The sequence below is a fragment of the Microcoleus sp. B3-D2 genome (genome assembly GCF_036705345.1).
Taxonomy (GTDB): Bacteria; Cyanobacteriota; Cyanobacteriia; order Cyanobacteriales; family Microcoleaceae; genus Microcoleus.
The window spans coordinates 1-15,637 of sequence record NZ_JAUBUG010000105.1 but is presented as its reverse complement, the minus strand read 5'-3'; the positions used below and the strand labels follow the sequence as shown (position 1 = coordinate 15,637).

The following is a 15,637-nucleotide window of genomic DNA, read 5'->3' as shown; positions in this document are numbered from 1 at the left end:
GCCTGATTGTCGGTATGATCGAATCAATGACGTGGCGATCGGCTAGCTCACTCTTTTAAGATACAAGGGGCGGGTTTAGCGCAAAATAAGCTGTTTCGCATCTAAATTGTATTTTTTGGGCGGGCTAGGAGCAACGCCCCACAATAAAATTGAACTTTTGTGGAACAGGCATCTTGCCTGTTCCTAAAAATGCTGCAAGATTTTACACTCAAGAATCAAAGGGCTTAATCCACGATCGCCCGATCGCCCAATCCAAAACCAAACCCGCGATCGCAAACAATACCACACTCTCGGCACCGCGAACCGCAAACGGCAATAACTCCCGTAGGGCGGGCATCTTCCCGGGTTCAAAAAACAATCCAGCATCCAACTGTCCAAAAGCCCGCACCAACCCAAAAGCCAAAACCGCACCAGATTTAAGCTGCGGGTTAACATCTCGGCGAATCGCATAACGGTAAGTCACGCCGAACAAAAAACCGCCCAAAAGTGCGATCGCCCCTCTGAAGGCAAAATTTAGGTCAATTTCCCTTACCTGCAAACTCGCCAGAGAATCCAACCTATCCGCTAGAATTAAGCTATTACCAAGGGCGATCGCCCCAAAACCAAGCAAACAAGACAAACCAGCAACAGTCCCTGCCTTCAAAGATTCTACCCGTTCAGCGGCACTAAAATTTGACGAATCCTTCACAGCGCCCTCATTTCAAAAATGGCTCAAATTGACTTATCATAAGGTTTGGAGTCACTTTGTACAGTTTGTTCAATAAATAGCTATGGATATTTTGTCACTCGGTTGGGTTTCGGTGCTAGTTCTGTTCTCCTTCTCAATTTCAATGGTCATTTGGGGACGCAACGGTTTCTAGATTCCAGAATAGCTTGCGGGGCAGGCTTTTTAACGGCCCCGCATTTTTTTAAATCCTATTTAATTAAATCAAAATAACAGGATTAGGAAACATGACAGCAAAAAAAATCTTAATGCTAGTCGGCGACTTTGTAGAAGACTACGAAGTAATGGTGCCTTTCCAAGCACTGCAAATGGTAGGTCACACCGTCCACGCCGTCTGCCCGGACAAAGCTGCAGGCCAAACAATTCGCACCGCTATTCACGACTTTGAAGGCGATCAAACCTACAGCGAAAAACCCGGTCACAACTTCACTTTAAACGCGACTTTTGACGAAATCAACCCGGCAGACTACGACGCTTTGATTATCCCGGGAGGGCGCGCCCCAGAATACATCCGCCTCAACGAACAAGTGCTGCAAATTACCCGCTACTTTGCCAACAGCAAAAAGCCGATCGCATCTATTTGTCACGGCTTACAGGTTCTAACTGCAGCAGGCGTACTCGAAGGCAAACGCTGCACCGCATACCCCGCTTGCAGCCCCGACGTACTCCGGGCCGGCGGCAAATATACAGAAGTTCCAGTTACCGAAGCCGTAGTCGATGGCAATTTAGTCACCGCCCCCGCGTGGCCAGCCCATCCTAACTGGCTGGCTGAATTCCTGAAAGTTTTGGGAACGAAGATCGAACATTCAGAGAAAGTCGAAGTATGACTATTTTCACAGTCAAAGTTAAACCGAATTCCAAACAGCAAAGCATCGCAGAAAAACCAGACGGCAGCCTCACAATACATCTCAAGTCGCCGCCTGTTGAGGGTAAAGCCAATCAAGAATTAATCATGCTGTTGGCGAAAAAGTTTAAAGTGCCGAAATCTGCGATCGGCATTAAATCCGGTTTTTCCTCCCGAAATAAACTTGTGGAAATACCAATCGAACCTTTAACTTTGAAATAAAAGTAATAACACATCTATCTAAAGAGGGATTCAGACTCAACTTTAAAATCCTATAGTAGTAGTTGTAGAGTTAGAATATAAAATTATGAGCATTGAAAATAGAGTCGAAGCAACAGCGAAGAATATTGAAGGCAAAATCCAAGAAGCTGCTAGCGAAGTTACAGGCAATCAGAAAGATAAATTAGAAGGTCAAGCCAAGCAAGACCAAGCATCAGCAATTCACCTAAAAGAAGACCTCAAAGATAAAGCAAAAGAGATTGTAGACCAAGCTTAGTAACAGTATTTGCTACAAGTTTCCTGCCTACTCAATCCAGCAAACCTATCGTTTGCTGGCTTTTTTTTGATCGCTCAAACTTGTAGGATGCGTGAGGGGGGCTATTAGTATCAGGCAAACACCTCGCGATGCCAAGAATCTCAGGCTCCCTGACGCACCCTGTTCGACTAAAAATCGCTGCAATAAAAAAGCCAGGGATTGATATCCCCAGCTCTAAACATACCAGAATTAGTTTTGAGAGTTGGTAGGGCGATGTTTCAGAATCGACCCCACCCACTTTTACCCAAATTAAATCAGGGTAATGTCAGAAGCCGTAATGCCCGGTCTGCCATTCAGAATTGCCAGCGTAATGCCTTGGTTAGGACCAGCAGTACCGTCAGGGTCAAATCCTAGTCGTCCGTCTGTATTTTGATAAAAGAGGAACGCATCTGACGCGCCAGCCCCGGCTGGACCAAACTGGCCAGTGTAACCCCCGCTCTCAAGCACCAAGAACGACCTCGAAGAAACTCGATTCGTACCTTCGACTGCATTCAGGCCGGCGAAGCCGTTGAACTGCAAGATAAACTTGTCTTGACCGACAACAAAATCTCCGATTGCGTCTGGGTTAGTACCCAATTCGCTGCCGGGGGTGGTGCCGAGGGTGACGCCCTCGCCGAAGTTGTTGTAGTAGAAGCTGTCATTGCCACTGCCACCAATCAGCGTGTCAGCACCAGGCCCGCCGCCTAGAGAGTCGTTACCGTCGCCCCCGATCAAATAGTCGTCCCCAAAGCTACCCAGAACCGTGTCGTTCCCACCGCCGCTATTTAAGGTATCGTCCCCGAATGTTGTTGCGTTTTCTACCTCGCCGAACAGTATGTCATCCCCAGCACCGGTAGTGATGACATCAGTGCCGTTGCCACCAGTAATGAAGTTGCTGCCTAAGGTATCGGTAATCAAGTTGGCGACTGTGCCGCTAAAGGTGACGCCGCTAGCGTAGGAGATGAAGTCGTTACCCGCAACGTTGCCAATCACGCGATCGCGCTCGCTGCCAAAGATGATGGTGTCACTTCCCTCGCCACCGTTCATGAGGTTGGTGACGGTGAAGCTGCTGCCAGTAGTAGGATTGGTGTAGCCAATTAACAGATCGTTGCCCAGCGCGCCTTCGAGAGTAATCAAAGCAGTACCAGTACCAGCAAAAATGGCATTGGTAGCATCGATAGTATCGTTGCCATCTCCACCGCCTGCATTAGTAAAGGTACCGCTCAGGCTGTCGTTGCCTTCACCGCCAATCATCGTATCGCTGGAGAAGGCAGCGACGATCGTGTCATTGCCTACTGCGCCGTCGAGCAAGTTGCGACCCGCGAAGCCTCCAAATGAACTCTGGGCGCCTCCGCTCAAAGTTAGATCCAATACCCTGGATGACTCGATGAAGTCGTCGCCTGCACCTCCCAAAGCGGTATCCTGCGTGGCAAAAACCGTGATCGTGTCGTTGCCGTCGCCGCCCTCAAAGAAGTTTCTGCCGGCTTGAAACTCGCCGATCGCCCCGGTGAGAGAATCGTTGCCGCCACCGCCAATCAAGGTGGTTCTCTCAATGCCGATCGTGATGACGCTCCCCGGAGCAAACGGGCTGCTTTGCGTACTGTTGGTAATAAATAAGATGTCGTCGTCATTATCGCCCGACAGGTAGCTGTTGCTGGCGACACCTCTTAGGGTGTCGTTGCCTCTACCGCCAAAGAGACTGTCTCTTACATTGATACCTACAACTAAGTCGTCGCCCAAATCACCCCGCAAGTAGTTGCTGCCTTCATTGCCAGCGAAGCCAATACCCAAGGCACCATCTAAAGAAAGGTTGTTGCCACCGCCTGCGATGAAGAAGCCGATCGCGTCATTGTCCTTACCGCCGTAGAGGGAGTCTGCTCTCTGCGCCCCTCCCAGCATCGTATCTGCGCCCTGATTACCAAACATCAGGTTAGCTTCGACTGTACCTTGGAGGAAGTCTTCTCCCAAACCGCCGGCCATGGTAGCCTGGGCTTCAGCGACTATGGTGTCAAAGCCTGCGTCGCCAAACAGCAAAGCCGGAGTGCGCTGGGATCTGATTGAGTCTTCGTCGTCGCCGCCGTATATGGTATCGTTCGGGCCAACTGAAACTAGAGTATCGTTATCGCCTTGGCCAAATATTAAGCTGCCGCCCAGGGTGGAAGTTCTAACTTCATCCGCCCCGGCTCCGGCGAATACTGTATCCGGGCCTAGTCCCGGAAGGTTTAAATCTAGTTGATTAGGATTGTCATCTAACGTTGTCATAAAGCTTCACTCCTCTACTTGTTGGTCATCGCTGGTGCGACTACAGACACTGCCTAGAACACCGAATGTTTGGATTCCGCTGTAGTTTAACCTGTTTGCCAGCCGCAAGTCTAGCCTACTGGCGTTAACCCTGTCTAGACTTTCTCCCTCGCGGACTTTTTGCTTGTAAGCTTTTATTTTCAAAGTCTTCACCCTTTAATAATCCTGGTGCACTGTCTCAGGTGCTCACGCTCCATAAGACGCGCCTCATATTCTTAATGTTCCACTTTGGATTGGCGGTCGGGGATCGCGTCCCGGGGAGGAAATTAAAGATTAAAAAAGGCAGATCCGGGTGATCGGGAAGACAAGGGAAATTGGGAGATTTGTTACTTGGTAACAAGGCTTTGTGGCAATTTCCGGTTTTCCAGGCAGGGCCGTCATTTAATAATTCTGGCCCGGATTGAACTCGGTACCGCTCCGGGCTTTAAAAGTCTACGCCCCGCTTTAGTTCTACGCCCCGATCGCCGTAGTGTTTGTGACAGTATACCTCGGAGTGTACGCTTGCCAAGTCAAAGTAAGCGTGGGGTTTGTGGCAGCGCCCGGTGATAATAATTTCTGTATCCCGCGGCTTGCGTAGCAGGGCTTCTACGATCGGCTCTACTGCCAGCAGTTCTAAGTCTACTGTGGGATTGAGTTCGTCGAGAATAATCGTTTTATACCAGCCGCTGGCGATCGCACATTTGGCGATTTCCCAGCCGCGTTCTGCTTCTATGCAGTCTAGCTCTTGCTGTTGCCCCCGCCAAACTATAGCATCTCGGCCGCACCGCTGGTGGTCTACTAGCTGTGGATAGCTTTGCCGCAAAGCTGCGATCGCCGCATCTTCTGTATAACCGGTGCCACCTTTGAGCCATTGCACGATTAACACCCGGTGAGATTGGTCTTGACTGATACCCCTACCTATTGCCTGCAAAGCTTTGCCCAAAGCGCTCGTAGACTTGCCTTTCCCCGCTCCCGTGTATATTTCGATACCGGAAATATGATGCTCTGCCGCTGCGGGGTGATAGTGCGGCTTCATTTCTGAGTGCAAGTCGGCAATATCCAGCAAAGCTTGGGGCGCCGCTCGGCCTGTGGCGATTACTTCTAAATATTCGGGTTTGTTTTTGAGGGTTTGGACTACTTCGTCAACTGGCAGCAAACCCAAGTCCAATAGGGGGTTTAGTTCGTCTAGTACCACCACGGAATACAGCTCGCTGGCGATCGCTCCTTTGGCGATATCCCAGCCTCGCTGAGCTTCTGCACGATCGAAGCGGGTGATTGCTTCGGCCCCAAAATATTCGGCTCGGCCGGTACGCACTTGGTCGATCAAGTGCGGAAAAGCCCGTTGCAAGGCTTCTATTGCCCCGTCTTCGTCGTAGGAGCGGCCAGGGCCTTTGAGAAAGCGCAGCAACAAGACTCGCGTGGGCGAGTCAGAATTAATACCCAGCCCGATCGACCGCAACACTACTCCCAAAGCTGCCTGAGACTTGCCTTTACCAGCGCCGTCGTAGACGTGAATCTGGCCCGCGGCGCGTTCCGACCGGGATGAGGCTGTCCGAATACCAATGCCATTCCTTACCATAATCAGCAGTTGTTTGAGTCTGTAGCGGGGTGGGTATTCGATCGCGCGCCTTGAATGTTTAATTTTTCCATTCTCTTGGCGGATCTCAACAGATTATACGATAACTCCTAACGCCCAATCTTTTAAGCATCGATCTAACGCAATCAGGTGCTCAAACCTCCAGTTAAGATTATTCCGTTTGTGCTGTACAATTAAAATTTAACACGGGCTGATATACCTAAAAGCTTATGATTGCGAGTGTTTTCCCATTTCGGACTGTTTTGGTGCAAATTTTAATTATGTTTTTGGCGATCGCGATCGAATCGTGGTTTTTGCAAAAACTACTTAAACTTGGCCCCAAAACCAGCATTGAATATACAGCCATCCTCAATCTCTCTTGCACTTGTGTGGGCTGGTTAGTTTTCTTGGGCATTGAAAGCGTTCTTACCAAAGATTTACGGGAACAGCTTATCGGTTATATTTTATTAGGCAGAGGGGATAATGTTTACGCTCCAATAACTCTGATAGCACTTTCAGTATTAGCAGTAACTTTTATAGCTAAATGGCAGGGATTAGAATTCATAGAGAACATGGTTTCCGGCAATAAAAAAGCTTCCAAGCCTCAGTTTTTAGGACCGCCAACCCTCACCCGCCGTGCCCCCAAAAGAACTTTTCAAGTAACTACCCAATTTGGGGGAATTTTAATCGCCCACACTGTTAGCAATGTCGTTATTTTAACCGTGTTGTTTTTGCAAAGCGTCTATTGAAATTTATGATGAAGCAATTTTTGGATGTCACTCAGCAACTCACTAAACTGACAAACAACCTTTGGGAAACCAATAAAAAAATCCAAAAGGCGATGATTCCGCCTAAAGTTGTCCACTGGAAGACTCCTTTACTGCTCAGCATCTTTTTAGCTTTGCTGACAGTGGCGACAGTCACTGACTGGCGGACGAGAACTCTGCTTTTTGATATGAGCTGGTTATTTTTTACACTTTCAATGGGTTTGCTGACCAGTCAGCAACCTTTTGTGATTAAAGGAGTAAGTCTGAGTCCGTGGGTGACAAGCATTTTAATTGGATTGTGGTTGCTGGTAAGATTGCCGTCGGATAGGAAGGAAATAGCATGGATATCCGGCCCTATTATAGCAGTAGTAGTTCTTGCTACAATAGAGGTTTGGAATAGCGAGTCAAAACGGGAAGGTATCAGGTCGTTGGTGCGCCCTCAGTTTTTGATGATTACTCTAGTTCACCTGCTGTTTTCCTGTTGGTTTGCTTTTCACTTTTTAATTCAAGGTTGGATACGACAGTACCCGAGCGTTTTATCCCAGGATTTGAGGCAAAGCGATTATGTGGTGACATTTCAACAGCCAACTATTAATCGCTCCCGAGGAGTTGTTATCCTCAATGCAATGGAGGGATACCTACAAAATGAAGCCCGCACAAAACCGTGGGCGCAGGTAGAGCAAATGTTAATAGATATGGACAACGAGCGGTTTTTTCTGCGGAATCAAGCCTTAAAAACAACTGGGGTAGTCGCAGAAGATGCGAAGTGGGATGTCAAAACTTCGATCGTCCAAGGAGATTCCCGCTATCAGTTAGAGATGGAGGCAATTTGGCTGGGGCTGGTTTTTAGACCGGAAACATATTCGTTTACCAAATCTTGCGAGGTGTTCGAGATAGGCAATAGGGCGACTGTAACCTGCGGTGCCATCAAACGCTCTCAACCCGGACAGAAAAAAGATGGAACGGCGGGGGACAGTCAAGTTTGAGCTTGTCTCAGGCAGTTAGGAGAGTGTTCCAGAAGAAAGGGGAAGAGGGGGAGATGGGGAGAGTATCCGATCCCGAGAGGCGGAGATGGGGAGAGTGGGAGATGGGGGAGAATCTTCCCTCAAACCTCGGACTTCTTCCTTCAACATCCAATCCGTTAAATCCCTTAAATCCCCCTTCACTGCGCGTTGCCGAACTTCCTTCTTCCTTATATTAAAGTATTGATTGCGAAAGTTTCCAGCGGGTTAATAACTAGATGAATTTGAGAAGAATCTTGACAGTCGCGACCAATGTATTTTGGGAAGTAATTCGCGATCGCATCCTTTACTTAATTATTATTTTTGCTCTGTTGATGGGCGCCTCGGTACGGTTGATACCGGAATTGGCGGCGACAACCGAGAAGAAAATTATCTTAGATGTCGGTTTGGCTGCTATGAGCATTCTCGGTCTGATTGCCACAGTTTTTGTGGCTACCGGACTGGTCAACAAAGAAATAGAAAAACGCACTGTTTATCTGTTAGTTGCTAAGCCGATAAGTCGGGCTGAGTTAATTGTGGGCAAGCACTTAGGGCTGTCGGCGGTGCTGGCGGTGCTTGTAGCAGCAATGACTGTTATCTATCTGGCTATTCTGAGTTTGAGCCGGATTCCTTTCCCTTTGGAAAGAATTTTAATCGCTTCGTTGTTTGTGTGGTTTGAACTGTGTCTGATGGCTGGTGTCGGGATTTTATTTGGGGTTTTTAGCAGTTCGCTGCTGGCGACTTTACTGACATTTGGCGTTTATTTAATGGGACATTCGACGCGGGATTTAGTGGCTTTGGGCAAGTTAACTAAAAATCCTGGCATTGAACAATTGATGATGGGACTTTATCTGGTTTTGCCGGATTTAGCCAGATTCAATTTGAGAAACGATGCTGTTTACGGACAAGTTCCTTACTTAGCAGGTTTGATTACAGATGCTGCCTACGGTTTGCTGTATGTGGTGCTGCTGCTGTCAATTGCGATCGCCATATTTTCCCGTAGGGAATTTTAAAACGCGCCTGCCCTACTTTCAAAAGTTTGAGTATATCTATCAAATTATCACGCTAAAATATCAAGGAGGCGATCGCTCAGAAATCTCGACTAAAACTCAAACTTTTAATTGATCCCGAATAAGCTGTTCTGTATTTCAATAGTACCTTTGGACGGGCTTTTCTGCCCTCCCCACAAGATCGGGACTTACGCATCGGGGCCCAGAAACCGGGTTTTTTACCGAATCTGCGGTCTACAACGCATCTTTTCGTAAAAAAAACCTCGTTTCTAAACAATAGTGCGTAAGCCCTAAAGATGTTGAAGAGAAATCACCCTCTAAATTAGATTGCGATAGCTTAGCAGTAACAAAAATTGAAATTATGTTAGTGGAAAAACTCGAACAATTAAAAGATATTTTCGCACAAATGGAACGGGCTTTGATTGCCTACTCCGGCGGAATTGACAGCACTTTGGTGGCAAAAATCGCTTTTGATGTGTTGGGCGATCGCGCTTTGGCAGTGACGGCAGTTTCCCCGTCTTTACTGCCAGAAGATTTAGAAGATGCGCGCATTCAAGCAGCAGAAATTGGCATTGCCCACCAGGAAGTAGAAACTCAGGAAATGGCAAATCCAAATTACACTTCTAACCCGGTTAACCGCTGCTATTTCTGCAAAAGCGAACTGCACGATACTTTGAAACCGCTAGCACTAGCAAAGGGTTATCCTTATGTGGTGGATGGGGTAAATGCTGACGATTTAAAGGATTACCGTCCAGGGATTCAGGCGGCAAAGGAACGCGGCGCGCGATCGCCCTTAGCAGAAGTAGGCATCACTAAATTTGAAGTGCGGCAGTTGGCAAAAGAATTAAATTTGCCTTGGTGGGACAAACCTGCTCAACCTTGTCTGAGTTCGCGCTTTCCTTACGGGGAAGAAATCACCGTTGGAAAGTTGCAAAGAGTGGGGCGCGCCGAACGGTATTTGCGACAGTTGGGACTGAAAAATTTGCGAGTGCGATCGGACGGAGATACGGCGCGCATTGAGTTACCCGCAGAGGAAATTCAGGAGTTTGTGCTAAATACGGATTTGCCTGCACTGGTGGCGGTGTTTCAGGAGTTTGGTTTTGTGTACGCGACTTTGGATTTGGAGGGGTTTCGCAGCGGCAAATTAAATCAGGTTTTGCAGCCGCAGTTGTTGCAGGCAAAAGGTTGATTAATTTTCCCTAATACAAAAATTTCTCATGATTGATATAGTTTGGGACATGGACAAAGGGGAACAATGTCGATCGAACCTTTACCTTTGTTGATGTAGCGACTTATACCTTCCAAGGCTCGAATTGTTAGGATTACAAGACTTACGCAAAAGTAACGTATTTCTGTCACCCAGCCAACTCAGTGAAGCAATCTCAAAGTCTTGCTACACCCTCATAATGCGTAAGTCCTGATTAATTATTAACTTGGAATTTTGAATACTGTGGAGCGAAACTCCCACAGCAGGTTTAGTTTTGAATTTTCAGGGGAAACCATCCGATAAATTTTTGCAAGAGTTTCATGGTTCAAGTCTATCCTTGCTAAGATTTTACCCCTTCCCCTTCATCTCACCGTCGCGATCGCACTTCCCAAAACCCAACTCTCCATCTCTCTGGTCAAAATCTCACTCAAGTTGAACTCAAAACCCTAAGTTGAGGGAGATTTAACTTTTCGCCATGCAGCCGTAATACGCAATTTACCTGGCACAGTTTCTATCAGCTTCTTTTTTCGCAATCGATTAAAAATAATTTTCATAACTTCACCTGAATCAATTCCAACGAGTTCTCGACCAATGCTATTAGTAATTTCTTCGTGTTGTTCAAGATAATCCATGACTAATCGCTCATACTCCAAATACATTTCATCAATTGAGATCCCATTTTCTGAATCTTCATCAATAGTTCCAACTCTACGCCAAGCTGCATTTCTTTTTGCTCTTCTAGGAACAGCTTCAATAAGTCCGCTATCTCTTAATTTGGTAAAAGCCTGCTTGATACTTAGTTCTGAACTAATTCCAGTTTCTTTTCTAGCAATTTTATTGGTTATTTCTTTGTGCTTCTCTAAATACGAGATTATTTGTGCTTCTATTGAAGCCAGAGGTTCGTGTTTAATGTATACAATTACAGAATTCTCAGTCTCTTTTATGTCAGGGGGTTGTAGTTTTAACTTAGCCATTGCCTGAAAAGCAGTATTGAGACCTTCTCCTACATCTTTATTAGGTGGATTGGGAAATTTGTTGATTATACGAACAATAGCTCCATTCCTTGCATATTGTTCTTTCAGAATATTTTTTACTGTAACGTGACCTGGCAATTTTCCTGGATTTTCAATCTCAATTCTATTGTCGAAAATACGGATATGAGTATCAGAAGCTATACTGTAATCTCTATGCAGTAAAGCATTTGTGACAATTTCATGAATAGTTTCTTCGGGATATTGGATATTTTCTAATCCTTGATTCCCCATTTTAGGTATGCTTTCAATAATTTCTATTGTTTTAGTTACAGTTTCCTGAACTTGCTTATACAAACAACCTTCGATGGTTATTGGGGAAAAATCAAGAGTGTCTCTTGTTCCTTCTGACTCTTTTGTTTTATATCTATAAATTTTAACGCCACAATGCTTGGGAAAAACAGCTTGAGGTTCATCGGCAAATAATAAAATTCCCGCAATTCTTGGTTTTTCTCTGTGAATTAATTGTTGCTTTTTCAGCCATAACTCAGCTTCTGTAGTTGGAACTACAGCGTTAATAAACTCGCTCATGACTTGGGAATCTGTGATTACTTCAAGCTCTACATCAATAGTTTTTCTTTCAAATGATTCTATACCTTTGTCGAGTTTTAATCTTTCTAAAGCTGCTTGAGTTGTAATAGGCACAGTTTGTGCGGAACGTCTTAAATATGGAGTACCGTCCGAAGCTTCTACTACTCCTCGTGATTTAAGAATAGTCACTTGCAAAACTAGACCCGGATGGCATTCAGAGCGAAGAAATGTATATGAATAACCATCACCAAGTGGGAAAAGTTCCTCAAAAATTTGTAAATGCCCATTTGCGAATTCTTGATCGGCAAAACCTCTCCAATATCTTGTTTTTGTATTGCCTAAAATCTTCTCATCAATTCCGATGTAAAGCTCTCCACCATCAGCATTGGCAAATCCCGAAATAAATTTACATAATTTTCCTGGTTTTACCTCTATCGCCTTGAAGTCGAGAAAATGACTTTCTTCCTTTTGAAGTATCTGATTTAATTGCTCTGAAGTGATTGGAACTACTTCAATTGACATATAGTTTAGTTGGTTACAGCTTAATAAGTTTTAGGATGTTGGCCGTATATTTTGGATGTGCGATGTAATAGCAAATCCGGGTTTAATACCCCCTTTATTTCTTAGTCCGCGTGGACTTCGTTTGACTCTATGCAGCGGTTTCAACCGCCGAGTCATAAAGAGGGTGGCTAACTTTCAACACCCGAGTGTTATCAAGGAGTAGTTGGCTGAATTTGCTGTGGCTGCATTTGCTGCTGCTGATTTTCGAGCAGAAGTTGCTGCTCCTGGATCTGAATTTGCCGATTCTCAAGATCTATTTGCCGCTGTCTGTCTTCAAGCTGCAGTCTTCTGTCTTCAAGTTGCAGTCTTCTATCTTCTTCTTGCCGCAGTCTGTCTTGACGTTGTAGCTCTCTGTCTAGCAGTCTGTCTTGACGTTGCTCTTGTCTGTCTTGACGTTGTTCGCGAAGCTGTCTGAGCTGATTTCGCCGCTCGAAATCCCCTCCCAAAAATAAGTTTTGAAAAGCGTTGATAGTTGCTTGAAACCCAGTAAAAACGCCGCTAACAGCGCTGATCCCCGTTGCAGCTCCTGCGATCGGCTGCAAGAATCTGTTGATATTGTCTGCTACCCTAGTATAGCCCGATCGCGCTACGAGAATCACATCGTTGTTGCGGAGAGTTGGGTTATTATTAGGATTCAAGCCTTGAGCAAAATCTACCTCGATCGTGCGGCGAGAAACAGTACCGTTGGGGTTCAAACGCAATAGTTCTACCTTGTCTTTTTTAGCCCGCAATTGATTGAAACTGCCTGCGGTCAGCAAAGCTTGGTGCAGGGATGTACTAGGCCGCACCTGCAAAGCCCCAGGCCTAATTACTTCTCCTACAATATTGATGCTAATCGCGTTCGGAGAAAAACTGCTATTTGCGACTTGAGAAACTTCAGCCAAGTCTACAGTAGCCGCAGTCGGGATAATTACGCTATCTCCTTCTTGCAGCAAAATATCTTGAGTTGTGTCGCCTTTTTGCAGCAAATCCCACAGATTTACCATGATAGTTTGTTCGTTGCCACCTCTGACTCGGCGGCGGATTTGCACGCGGCGAATGTCAGCTTCTGTAGTGATACCACCAGCAATTTTCAGTGCTCTAGTTATTGTTGGTAAGCCCACAACTGCTCCTTGCTGTTGGTCGATAGATACAAAACTCAACTCTGTTTGTTGGTTGCTCGATCGCACATCCGAAGCAAATACAGTATAAGGCCCCGGCCGGTTTACTTCCCCGACAATTACCACGCCAATTGGTTTAGTAATATCAGCGGAAAAATTAGCACTGGCTCTTTGACGAACTTCTTGAGTATTCAGGGCCCTTGCTGTCGGTACAAAAATTGTATCTCCATCTCGAATGGTAACGTCTTGACGCAAATTTCCCGTCTCTAAAAAATCCTGCAAATCTACAGTAGTAACTTGCTCCGGCCCGCCTCTGCGGGGACGGCGAATTTGGACATTTCGCATATCTCCTGCTGATGTCACCCCTTGTGCAAGTTGCAGCATTTCCATCAAAGTCGGGAATTTTACTCCTCCTCCTTCTCTAGTGGGATTAATCTTGTAGGAACCCGGGCGAGTAACTTCACCTGCAAGACCTATATTTAGGGGGCGAGCGACCATCAGAGTCACGGTAACAACGGGAACATTGATGAAGGGTTCGTATCGCCTGGTAATTACGTTAGCGGCTTGTTCCAGCGTCAACCCTTGAATTGAGACGCTGCGAATGATTGGCAAATTGAGCGTCCCGTCAACTAACACTTGATATTCTCTGCTGAATTCAGGGACGCCGAATATCTCTAAAGCAATGCGATCGCCCGATCCTAAAGTATAAGCTGCTTCTTGTGTCACCGAACCAGAATTGCCGCTCGGTGGCAAACTCGAACCCGGAAGAGGTGGCGGCGGTACTCTGGGCCGGTTTGGGGTAGGAGTGGCTCCAGGAGTTCTGACGGCAGGCAACTGAGCTATACTGGGCAGCGAGCTCAATAGCGCCAGGAGTGCTGACAAACTCAGACTTGTAGCGGTTTGAACGGTATGTTTCATCTTTCTTTCCTGGTTGCAACCTGCCAATGAACGAGAGCAATTTAGCTAGTTGATTTTAGTTTATTTTCCCTGCTGTCCAGTGTAGCCTCGCTTCGCTGCAAAATCCACAGGTGGAAGCATAAAAATTGTGCGATCGCACTTAACTATTTTGCACCTTGTTTGTAAAGAAACTGTAAAGCCCGCCAACTGTTATCAGGATTAGGATCTCGTTTGAGCAAAATTCTTTATACATAAGTCTGGATACAAATCAACCCGCCAAAGAAATGGATAAAAAAAACGCCCTGATTTGAGGTAAAATGTTAAATAATTCTCTCTTCAGGACAAAGACAAGTGTCACTAAAACTGGATCAAGTAATTCCCTGGGGACGCTGCTTGGATGAATACATAGGAATGTTTAGCTTGACCTCAAGTGACCTCAAGCTAAACATTCTTGATTGTGCCGCCGGCCCGGCAAGTTTCAATGCCGAAATGACTCGCCAAGGTAAAAAGGTAATTTCTTGCGATCCAGTTTATCAGTTTACTGCGGTGGAAATTGGCGATCGCATCCAAGAAACATATCAAACTGTCATTGATGGGGTTAAGGTAAATCTAGACGGCTATCTGTGGAACAATTTTGAATCGCCGTACCAGCTAGGCGAAGTGCGAATGAAGGCGATGCAGGAATTTTTAGAAGATTTTCCCTCTGGTTTGCAGGAAGGCCGCTACATGACTGCTGAGCTGCCAGTTTTACCTTTCGAGAACGGTCAATTCGATTTAGCTTTGTGCAGCCATTTCTTATTTGCTTATTCTCACCTGCTTTCGGAAGAATTTCATCTGGAAGCAATTACAGAAATGTGTCGGGTTGCGAAGGAAGTCCGGGTATTCCCTCTATTGCAGAGTTTTAGCGGGGAGGAATCCGAGCACTTAAACCCGAGCGTCACCGAATTGAAAAAGAGAAGTTTTAGTGTAGAAATTCAAGAGGCTCCTTATGAGTTTCAAAAGGGCGGTAATAAGATGCTGCGAATTAGCAAAAAAAGCTCAGCCGAAAAGTAAGCATAACTTATTCTTCGGGAAGGGAAACCAAATAACAGCCATTAATTCGCCAACTCTTATCAAACTGTTTTTCCATGAGATAAATGGCTCTGAGGGGGATACCTTCCGAGTCCAGCAACAGCACCGGCTGAGCGGGAATCCCTTCTACAGTGCCGAGGTTTTCAAATAATACCGAGCGCGGACGGTAGACAGTTTCATAGGCAATTTTTACCATGTGCATAAAGTTTTCGGCTGTGCGAAACTGCTGCTGAATTCCGGGACTGGCGAAGGAAAAAGCGAGCGCAGCATCGTCTTTTTGAAATGCTTGCAGTTGCTGTTCTACGACTGAGCGAATGGTAGCGCGATCGCTATCAGTAATGTGCATAATTTTGATCGGAAGAAGCAATTTAGGTGGGACGTTGTTGTCGTCCGTGGTAAATCTGTAAAATCAGGACTTCATCGTTTAAGATAAGTAGGTCGGCGATAAAAAACAAAACTATGTTAAGATACATAAATAAAACTCTAGCTCTAGTGGGGTAACTAATATATGGGCGCTCGATTA

At 46.0% G+C, this 15,637-nt stretch carries 15 protein-coding genes; 9 read left to right on the top strand and 6 right to left on the bottom strand.

The genetic code is table 11. From position 1 onward, the window contains the following. Nucleotides 1–208 precede the first annotated feature (208 nt). The gene (locus QUB14_RS26425) at nucleotides 209–688 is read right to left on the bottom strand and encodes a hypothetical protein (protein ID WP_333220851.1); all 480 of its coding nucleotides are present in this window, start codon (nucleotides 686–688) and stop codon (nucleotides 209–211) included. An 82-nt stretch (nucleotides 689–770) separates the two neighbouring features. Here QUB14_RS26425 and petN point away from each other — a divergent pair, with 82 nt between their 5' ends. The 4 genes from petN (at nucleotide 771) to QUB14_RS26405 (ending at nucleotide 2,064) form a co-directional block, all read left to right on the top strand. Next, the gene (petN, locus tag QUB14_RS26420; protein ID WP_071883976.1) at nucleotides 771–860 is read left to right on the top strand and encodes a cytochrome b6-f complex subunit PetN; all 90 of its coding nucleotides are present in this window, start codon (nucleotides 771–773) and stop codon (nucleotides 858–860) included. A gap of 91 nt (nucleotides 861–951) precedes the next feature. After that, nucleotides 952–1,551, top strand: a complete 600-nt coding sequence (locus QUB14_RS26415; RefSeq protein ID WP_006631014.1) for a DJ-1/PfpI family protein — start codon at nucleotides 952–954, stop codon at nucleotides 1,549–1,551. Further along, on the top strand, nucleotides 1,548–1,790 hold the full coding sequence (locus QUB14_RS26410; protein ID WP_333220853.1) for a DUF167 domain-containing protein: 243 nt from the start codon (nucleotides 1,548–1,550) through the stop codon (nucleotides 1,788–1,790). The genes QUB14_RS26415 and QUB14_RS26410 overlap by 4 nt, the downstream gene beginning before the upstream one ends. Nucleotides 1,791–1,875: 85 nt before the next feature. Further along, nucleotides 1,876–2,064 carry a CsbD family protein gene (locus QUB14_RS26405; RefSeq protein WP_333220855.1) on the top strand — a complete coding sequence of 63 codons (189 nt, stop codon included), beginning with the start codon at nucleotides 1,876–1,878 and terminating at the stop codon, nucleotides 2,062–2,064. 288 nt (nucleotides 2,065–2,352) lie between these two features. Here the strand turns inward: QUB14_RS26405 and QUB14_RS26400 are convergent, their stop codons facing one another. Continuing rightward, complete coding sequence (locus tag QUB14_RS26400) at nucleotides 2,353–4,344, bottom strand: calcium-binding protein (protein WP_333220857.1); 1,992 nt, start codon at nucleotides 4,342–4,344, stop codon at nucleotides 2,353–2,355. A gap of 463 nt (nucleotides 4,345–4,807) precedes the next feature. After that, entirely contained in the window at nucleotides 4,808–5,941 is a 1,134-nt protein-coding gene (locus QUB14_RS26395) for a cob(I)yrinic acid a,c-diamide adenosyltransferase (protein WP_333220858.1), read from the bottom strand. Nucleotides 5,942–6,168: 227 nt separating this feature from the next. Here QUB14_RS26395 and fraC point away from each other — a divergent pair, with 227 nt between their 5' ends. The 4 genes from fraC (at nucleotide 6,169) to larE (ending at nucleotide 9,905) form a co-directional block, all read left to right on the top strand. After that, a complete protein-coding gene (gene fraC / locus QUB14_RS26390; protein ID WP_190657547.1) occupies nucleotides 6,169–6,687 on the top strand; it encodes a filament integrity protein FraC in 519 nt (172 codons plus the stop codon). Nucleotides 6,688–6,692: 5 nt separating this feature from the next. Further along, nucleotides 6,693–7,691 (top strand): DUF5357 family protein, encoded by a 999-nt coding sequence (locus QUB14_RS26385; protein WP_333220861.1) that lies wholly within the window; start codon nucleotides 6,693–6,695, stop codon nucleotides 7,689–7,691. 254 nt (nucleotides 7,692–7,945) lie between these two features. Next, nucleotides 7,946–8,719 (top strand): ABC transporter permease, encoded by a 774-nt coding sequence (locus QUB14_RS26380; protein WP_333220862.1) that lies wholly within the window; start codon nucleotides 7,946–7,948, stop codon nucleotides 8,717–8,719. A 358-nt stretch (nucleotides 8,720–9,077) separates the two neighbouring features. Beyond that, nucleotides 9,078–9,905, top strand: coding sequence for an ATP-dependent sacrificial sulfur transferase LarE (gene larE, locus QUB14_RS26375; protein ID WP_333220864.1), 828 nt, complete (start codon nucleotides 9,078–9,080; stop codon nucleotides 9,903–9,905). Between the two features lie 464 nt (nucleotides 9,906–10,369). Here larE and QUB14_RS26370 read toward each other — a convergent pair whose 3' ends face one another. Beyond that, nucleotides 10,370–12,007 (bottom strand): ATP-binding protein, encoded by a 1,638-nt coding sequence (locus QUB14_RS26370; RefSeq protein ID WP_333220866.1) that lies wholly within the window; start codon nucleotides 12,005–12,007, stop codon nucleotides 10,370–10,372. 191 nt (nucleotides 12,008–12,198) lie between these two features. Then, nucleotides 12,199–14,064 (bottom strand): polysaccharide biosynthesis/export family protein, encoded by a 1,866-nt coding sequence (locus tag QUB14_RS26365; protein WP_333220868.1) that lies wholly within the window; start codon nucleotides 14,062–14,064, stop codon nucleotides 12,199–12,201. 330 nt (nucleotides 14,065–14,394) lie between these two features. Between QUB14_RS26365 and QUB14_RS26360 the strand changes: the two genes are divergently transcribed. After that, nucleotides 14,395–15,096 carry a class I SAM-dependent methyltransferase gene (locus tag QUB14_RS26360; protein ID WP_333220870.1) on the top strand — a complete coding sequence of 234 codons (702 nt, stop codon included), beginning with the start codon at nucleotides 14,395–14,397 and terminating at the stop codon, nucleotides 15,094–15,096. 7 nt (nucleotides 15,097–15,103) lie between these two features. Here the strand turns inward: QUB14_RS26360 and QUB14_RS26355 are convergent, their stop codons facing one another. After that, nucleotides 15,104–15,460, bottom strand: a complete 357-nt coding sequence (locus QUB14_RS26355; RefSeq protein WP_333220872.1) for a DUF4864 domain-containing protein — start codon at nucleotides 15,458–15,460, stop codon at nucleotides 15,104–15,106. Between the last annotated feature and the right edge of the window lie 177 nt (nucleotides 15,461–15,637).

Excerpts from the sequence above, each read along its gene's own strand:
- QUB14_RS26365 (WP_333220868.1), bottom strand. The coding sequence starts at position 14,064 with ATGAAACATACCGTTCAAACCGCTACAAGTCTGAGTTTGTCAGCACTC.
- QUB14_RS26400 (WP_333220857.1), bottom strand. The coding sequence starts at position 4,344 with ATGACAACGTTAGATGACAATCCTAATCAACTAGATTTAAACCTTCCG.
- QUB14_RS26370 (WP_333220866.1), bottom strand. The coding sequence starts at position 12,007 with ATGTCAATTGAAGTAGTTCCAATCACTTCAGAGCAATTAAATCAGATA.
- QUB14_RS26355 (WP_333220872.1), bottom strand. The coding sequence starts at position 15,460 with ATGCACATTACTGATAGCGATCGCGCTACCATTCGCTCAGTCGTAGAA.
- petN (WP_071883976.1), top strand. The coding sequence starts at position 771 with ATGGATATTTTGTCACTCGGTTGGGTTTCGGTGCTAGTTCTGTTCTCC.
- QUB14_RS26415 (WP_006631014.1), top strand. The coding sequence starts at position 952 with ATGACAGCAAAAAAAATCTTAATGCTAGTCGGCGACTTTGTAGAAGAC.
- QUB14_RS26385 (WP_333220861.1), top strand. The coding sequence starts at position 6,693 with ATGATGAAGCAATTTTTGGATGTCACTCAGCAACTCACTAAACTGACA.
- larE (WP_333220864.1), top strand. The coding sequence starts at position 9,078 with ATGTTAGTGGAAAAACTCGAACAATTAAAAGATATTTTCGCACAAATG.
- QUB14_RS26380 (WP_333220862.1), top strand. The coding sequence starts at position 7,946 with ATGAATTTGAGAAGAATCTTGACAGTCGCGACCAATGTATTTTGGGAA.
- QUB14_RS26395 (WP_333220858.1), bottom strand. The coding sequence starts at position 5,941 with ATGGTAAGGAATGGCATTGGTATTCGGACAGCCTCATCCCGGTCGGAA.
- QUB14_RS26410 (WP_333220853.1), top strand. The coding sequence starts at position 1,548 with ATGACTATTTTCACAGTCAAAGTTAAACCGAATTCCAAACAGCAAAGC.
- fraC (WP_190657547.1), top strand. The coding sequence starts at position 6,169 with ATGATTGCGAGTGTTTTCCCATTTCGGACTGTTTTGGTGCAAATTTTA.
- QUB14_RS26405 (WP_333220855.1), top strand. The coding sequence starts at position 1,876 with ATGAGCATTGAAAATAGAGTCGAAGCAACAGCGAAGAATATTGAAGGC.